Origin of the sequence: Brevundimonas diminuta ATCC 11568, from assembly GCF_000204035.1 — a bacterium.
GTDB lineage: Bacteria > Pseudomonadota > Alphaproteobacteria > Caulobacterales > Caulobacteraceae > Brevundimonas > Brevundimonas diminuta.
The window spans coordinates 739,666-745,670 of the sequence record NZ_GL883086.1; the positions used below are offsets into that span (position 1 = coordinate 739,666).

6 protein-coding genes and 1 pseudogene are annotated in these 6,005 nt (G+C 67.2%); 2 read left to right on the forward strand and 5 right to left on the reverse strand.

The window, feature by feature from the left end:
• Nucleotides 1-349 (reverse strand): annotated as a pseudogene (locus BDIM_RS17900) (hypothetical protein); the annotation flags it as partial.
• Between the two features lie 7 nt (nucleotides 350-356).
• Nucleotides 357-1,022: a JAB domain-containing protein gene (locus tag BDIM_RS07355; protein WP_081461859.1), complete on the reverse strand. Its 666-nt coding sequence runs from the start codon at nucleotides 1,020-1,022 to the stop codon at nucleotides 357-359.
• Between the two features lie 334 nt (nucleotides 1,023-1,356).
• Here BDIM_RS07355 and BDIM_RS07360 point away from each other — a divergent pair, with 334 nt between their 5' ends.
• Together BDIM_RS07360 and BDIM_RS07365 are read left to right on the forward strand one after the other, a co-directional pair.
• Entirely contained in the window at nucleotides 1,357-1,674 is a 318-nt protein-coding gene (locus BDIM_RS07360; protein ID WP_211205973.1) for a thermonuclease family protein, read from the forward strand.
• Nucleotides 1,675-2,222: 548 nt separating this feature from the next.
• Entirely contained in the window at nucleotides 2,223-3,500 is a 1,278-nt protein-coding gene (locus BDIM_RS07365; protein WP_040345387.1) for an ATP-grasp domain-containing protein, read from the forward strand.
• A gap of 288 nt (nucleotides 3,501-3,788) precedes the next feature.
• Here the strand turns inward: BDIM_RS07365 and BDIM_RS07370 are convergent, their stop codons facing one another.
• From BDIM_RS07370 to BDIM_RS07380, 3 genes are all read right to left on the reverse strand, one after another.
• Complete coding sequence (locus tag BDIM_RS07370) at nucleotides 3,789-4,289, reverse strand: pyridoxamine 5'-phosphate oxidase family protein (RefSeq protein ID WP_003164943.1); 501 nt, start codon at nucleotides 4,287-4,289, stop codon at nucleotides 3,789-3,791.
• An 82-nt stretch (nucleotides 4,290-4,371) separates the two neighbouring features.
• A complete protein-coding gene (locus BDIM_RS07375) occupies nucleotides 4,372-4,827 on the reverse strand; it encodes a DUF305 domain-containing protein (RefSeq protein WP_198478708.1) in 456 nt (151 codons plus the stop codon).
• 450 nt (nucleotides 4,828-5,277) lie between these two features.
• The coding region (locus BDIM_RS07380) for an acetate/propionate family kinase (RefSeq protein ID WP_428829097.1) at nucleotides 5,278-6,005 on the reverse strand (728 nt) is incomplete at its 5' end.

The window sequence follows — 6,005 nt, forward strand, 5'->3', positions numbered from 1 at the left end:
GATGGCGCGCGCACAGGTCGCCCTCGACGATCGGGATCGTCGACGCCCAGAGGCGGCGTGCCACCTCGATCCGGACCCCGGGGTCGGGAAGCGCGGTCGAGGACGCGGCCAGAGACGGGCGTGCGCCGGTCACCCGGCCTTCGACGTCAATCAGGCCGAGAGCGCGGAGGTGGTCGCGTACCGATCGCCAGTCCGCGGCGCCGAAACCATGGATCACCAGACGGTCCCCTTCCAGCAGCAGGGACACCGATCGGTCGGCCTGGCTGTGGCCGGGCGCCGGGACATTGGCGCGACGCCCGCCCTGATAGAGGTCGCCGCCCAGGGCGGCGACGATGGGGTGGAGGCTCATGGCCGGCTCAGATCAGGCCCAGGGCCCGGAAGCTCGCCGTGCCTTCACGGCCGACGATCACATGGTCATGGACCTGCAGGTTGAACAGCCGGGCCGCGTGCACGACCTGGCGCGTCATTGCGATGTCCGCCTGCGAAGGACCGGGATCGCCCGACGGGTGGTTGTGCACCAGGATCAGGGCGCTGGCGGAGAGTTCCAAGGCCCGACGGATCACTTCGCGGGGATAGACGGGGGCATGGTCTACCGTCCCGTCAGCGCGCCCTTCGTCCTTCATCAGGATGTTGCGGCGGTCGAGGTAGAGGACGCGAAACTGCTCGCGAGGCGCATGGGCCATATCTGCGCGGAGATAGGTCGTCAGGGCGGTCCATGACGACAGGACCGGTCGATGGCAGGCCTCCGCCCTCGCCATGGCCACCGCCAGCGCCCGGATCCGTAGGAGATCGGCGACCGCGGCCGTCGCGAGGCCGGCACGAAGCAGGGCGGCTTCATCAGCCGCGGCGACGTCGGCCAGCCCTCCGAAGTCCGCGATCAGATCGGCGGCGGCGGCCCGGCTGGCGGCTGGAGACTGGGTTCGCGAAAGGATCGCCGCCAGAAGGTCAAGGTCGCCGTCCTCCACGGTCGAGGCTGGCGCAGGGGCGAATTCACGGATGTTCGACGCGGGTCGGGACGACATGGCGTCCTCCTGTTTGGCGCTCCCGATCGGAGCGCTCCCAGCCGCCCTTCCTTTTCCTTCACCGGGATACCCGGCTCACGGCCCGTTCACCCATTGACCCTAGCCTGTCTCGATGAGCTCGAAACCATCCCGTTCAACCGGCTCTCGCAAGCCATACCGGCGCAACAGTCGCTTCCTCTCCATGACGGCGACCCTCATGGCTGTCGCCTTCATCGCCGCCCTGAACTGGCCTGCGGCGGACGCCGTTGGTCACGCGTCGCCGCCCGCCACGGCCGATGCAGACGCGCTTCCATCGTCGCCGTCGGAGACGTGTTTCCGATGCAATGTGGCCTATGTGAACGACGGCGACACCCTGCGCTGCAAGGACGGTACAAAGATCAGACTCCACGCCGTGGCGGCGCGGGAGGCCGACGAAACCTGTTCGCCGGGCCATCCTTGCCCGACCGCCAGCGCCGCTTCCGCTACAGCGGAACTGAACCGGCTTGTCGCGGGCAAGACCCTTCGCTGCGAGCAGACCGGCCGAAGCTACGACCGCATCACCGCCATCTGCTGGTCGCCGTCGGGCGAAGAGATCAATTGCGCCATGATCACGAGCGGCACGACCCTGGTCTGGGAGACATTTGACCGGCGCAAGCCGCTTTGCGGGCGCTGACATTGACGACAGCAGAAGTCACCGGGAAAGCCTTCGCGGAGAAGGTGCTCCAAGTCGACGACGCGACAGCCTGTGCGTGGCCTCACCGCCCACCCGGCCGCCTGGATCGAGGAGCGCCATTCTGATTCCGACCCCGCCGAACTGGACCGTTCCACCGGCCGCGCCGACCCCGACAGCGTGATCCGCCTCATCGCCTGCCGCCGGCTCCACTGCGGCGCAGTCCGGAGCCGAAAGGGCCTGGTCATCATCCATGACCGGGCTATCGCCTCATGCAGGCTCAACGGACGCCGCGCCGGCGCCCTTCTCCACGGCCGGGCGCCGAGAAGGCGGGATTTATCGCCGGAATCTTCGGTCGTCCGGCGGGCCTTCGCCCGCAGCGACGTATCGAACCCGGGACGGCGCGGGGCCGAAACGATCCCGCCGTCGCGCACCGGCGCTCCAGAAGTCGAACGCACGCGGATTGCTTCGCAAGACGAAGCCGTCGCACAATCCGGTACGCGGCCGCTGGGACCTGACACCCTCGATCCCGGCCCGATCAAAGGAACACCATGGCGACAACCGACGATACCCGTGACGGCTCCTTCGACGCGGTGCTTAACAGGGATTGTTTCTGCATCACGCTGGACCGGACCCGTCTGAGCTCGGCGATCCGTCAGCAGGCCGGGGAGCCGGACCTTGTCTCGGCGCTGCTTGCGGATCGACCGAACCTGTTCTCCGGCGGGCCTGTGTTCCTGTCCGCCCAGGACATCGAGGCCATGCTGGTCGTCGTGGCCGCCATCGAGGCTGCGGCCAGGACCCCGGCCTATCAGGAGGCGGTACTGGGTTGGGGCCCGGCCATCGCTCGCCGGGACTTCGGCCCGCGCGGGGTCTTCATGGGCTATGATTTTCATCTGGGCGACGGCGGTCCAAAACTCATCGAGGTGAATACCAACGCCGGAGGAGCATTCCTGAATGCGTTTCTTGCTCACGCCCAGGGCGAATGCTGTCGCGAGGCCCAGGACGCCATGCGCGCGCGGGTGATGGGAGACTTCGAAGCCCTCGTCTGGCGGATGTTCCTGAACGAATGGGCGTTGCAGGGTCGCTCGGGTCAACCGCGGACAATCGCCATCGTCGATGACCGCCCGAAGGATCAGTATCTGTTCCCGGAGTTCCTGCTGGCGCAGCGGTTTTTCGAACAGCGCGGCGTTACGGCGTGGGTCGCCGATCCCTCCGAACTCCATTTCTCCCAGGGGCGACTGGAGCATGAAGGCGAGATTGTGGATCTCGTCTACAATCGCCTCGTCGACTTCTCCCTCGGTGCTGACGGGCACGAAGCCCTGCGTGACGCCTATCAGAACGGAGCCGTCGTTCTGACGCCCAGTCCGCGCAACCACGCTCTGTTCGCCGACAAGCGGAACCTGAGCCTGCTGTCAGACCCGGACATGGTCGCCGGTTGGGGACTTGCTCCGGATCATCAGAGAGGTCTTTCGGCGATCCCGAAAACCACCCTGGTGACTGCCGAGAACGCAGAGAGGCTGTGGACGACGCGCAACCGATATTTCTTCAAGCCGGCCGGCGGCCATGGTGGCAAGGCCGTCTACCGCGGCGACAAGATCACCCGGCGCGTATGGGCGGAAATTCAGCTCGGCGGCTATATCGCCCAGGAATTCGCGAAGCCCAGCGAACGTCGGATCAGGGTCGACGGCGAGATCCGTTCGCTGAAGCTCGATGTCCGTCTCTATGTCTACGACGGCGACCCGCTACTGGCGGCCGCCCGAGTCTATCAGGGCCAGACGACAAACTTCCGAACTCCGGGCGGGGGCTTTGCACCGGTTTTTGTCGTCTAGGCCCGGCGGGCGCGGGATCAGAAATCCCGGTCAATAGGCCTCACGGAGGTTGGTGTGGCGGCCGTCACGCCGAACGACACCAGCCCCGTGACGGCGCCGATCAGAACGCTCCCGGCCGTGTGGCCCGAAGCGTTCTGATCGCGCCATGGATCGGCATCAGGCCAGTCGTGCTCATAGGGGCCCAATCGCCCTGAAGACGCGACGGAGCCACCGCGCCAGCCCGGGCCACTCGATCCGGGCCACGGCAGATCCCATCTCTGGGCGACGGACGACAGTATGATCCCATGCCTATGAGGATGAAGGCGGGTTGTCCTGGCGACTGCGTGGCGCCTGATCGTCACGCAGGTCGATCAGTTCCGTCTGACCGAAGGTTCTGCTGTAGTCCAGGACCGAGACGATGGTCGGGCGCAGGCGAACCACCACCACCCCCTCCAGCACCGCCGCCGGCGCAGGACGCCCTGGTCTCGGAAATTTCCTTAAGACCAGATCAGCCACTCTCAACAGCTCCCCGGGGTCCGTAACACGCTCCGCCCTTGCCGCGAGCGAGATCGCCTGGATGTCTTTAGAAGTCTCGTGATCGGGCGTGACGGTCGCGGACACCCGGGAGTCACGGGCGATGTTTCCAATCTTCTGCGAGTGGGGCGCCGTCCCGAAATAGATGTCGAGCTCATCGTTGACGAAACTCACAACCGTTGCATGCGGCCAACCGTCTTCACGCACCGTCGCCACGGTCAGGGTGTCGGCGCGGCCGAGAATGGAGAGGATCAGCTGCCTCTGCTCAAGTTCCAACCCAAATCCTCCAGCCTGGCAGGGAGCACGGACGGCGACGGACAGAGCATGATCAGGCCCCGCCGTGCCGCCCTCGTTACAATCAGCCGGGATGACGCTCAAGCCAGGATTCGAGCTCTGCGATTTCTCTCGTCTGCGCGTCGATGACCGCCTGAGCCATGCGACGGACCTCAACGTCTGTCGCATCACTTCCAAGCAGAGCCTGCGCCATAGCGACAGCCCCTCTATGGTGGGCGATCATCTTCCGGGCCCAGGTCCGCTGGGTGTTCACATCGGTCGCCATCATCATGGCTCGGTGCATGCCCATCTCGGCCTCAGAAAAGGGTGTCCGAGCCATGTTCATTCCCGGCGGCATCTGCATGCCGCCCATCATGCCGGAGCCCTGGGCCGCATGCGGCGCCTGCATGCCGCCCATAGGTCGATCCGGGGGCGCCGTACCTGAGGCAGGCGCGCTGGCGCACCCGGCGGCGGCGAGCAGGGAAAGTGTTGACAGGGCGATGGCCGTCCGCCTGACGGGCCGTTGGGCGAAGTTGGTCATGGATGTGAATCCTCTGGATCAAGCCATCTGCCAACGGGATGTCCGCGACATGACGGCTGCGGCCGTGCTTGACCCTGATCTGAACGAACGTCGGCATCCTTGGTTCAGTTCACCAGGCGAAGTACGCCCTGACCGGTGCAGCGGCGCTGGTCGGGGATCCGGCGCAAACCGAGGCTGAGCAAGACGCCGATCCCGGTCGCTACGGAAGCTCGTTCCAGACCCGCGCCGCACCGTCTTCCGGCGCCTGCGATGGATCACCTAGCGACGTCACGGGATTCTCCCGGGGTTTCGGTGGACGCAGCGCTTCCGGGTCGCAGTCCCCGGCGACGCGGGCGCCGCCGGCCGCCTCCCGCGGCCCTGGTCGGGTCATCGCCGGCCTCCTTACAAGAGCCCACCGGTCCCCGTCGCAGCGGCCGGTGAACGCCGTCCGCGCCCCCTGCCCCCGGCGCTTCATTCCGCCAGATCAAGCAGCGCCGCCGTCTGGCGCGCGATCACAACCTCCTCGTCTGTCGGTATCATCCAGACCGCCACGGCGCTGTCGGCCGCATTCAGACGGCCGGCACCGCGCTCGTTCGCGGCGGCGTCGAGCCTGACCCCGAGCCAGCCGAGGCGCGCGCAGATCTCGGCTCGGATCCGCGGCGCGTTCTCGCCGACACCCGCCGTGAAGACCAGGCCGTCCAGCCCTCCGAGGCTGGCCGCCAGCGCCGCCATCTCGCGCGCGGCGCGATGGACGTAAAGATCCAGAGCCTCGCGCGCCGCCGGTTCGCGGCTCTCGAGCAGGTCGCGCATGTCGCCGCTGAGGCCAGAGACGCCGAGCAGTCCCGACTGGCGATAGAGCAGATCGGTCAGGCCGTCGGCGTCCAGTCCCCCCTCGCGCAACAGATAGAGCACCGCGCCCGCGTCCAGACTGCCGCAGCGCGTGGCCATGACCAGACCGTCGAGCGGCGTGGCGCCCATGGTGGTGTCAATGCTGCGCCCGTCGCGGAGGGCGCACAGACTGGCTCCCCCGCCGAGGTGGGCCGCGACCACACGGCCGGCGGCCGTGGGAGGGTCGAGCGCCGCCAGACGTCCGGCGAGATACTCATAGGACAGGCCGTGAAACCCGTAGCGGCGAAGACCCCGCGCCTCCCAGACCCTCGGCAGAGCGAAACGGTCAACCACGGGATCATGGCCCGCGT

Excerpts from the sequence above, each read along its gene's own strand:
- BDIM_RS07355 (WP_081461859.1), bottom strand. The coding sequence starts at position 1,022 with ATGTCGTCCCGACCCGCGTCGAACATCCGTGAATTCGCCCCTGCGCCA.
- BDIM_RS07365 (WP_040345387.1), top strand. The coding sequence starts at position 2,223 with ATGGCGACAACCGACGATACCCGTGACGGCTCCTTCGACGCGGTGCTT.
- BDIM_RS07375 (WP_198478708.1), bottom strand. The coding sequence starts at position 4,827 with ATGACCAACTTCGCCCAACGGCCCGTCAGGCGGACGGCCATCGCCCTG.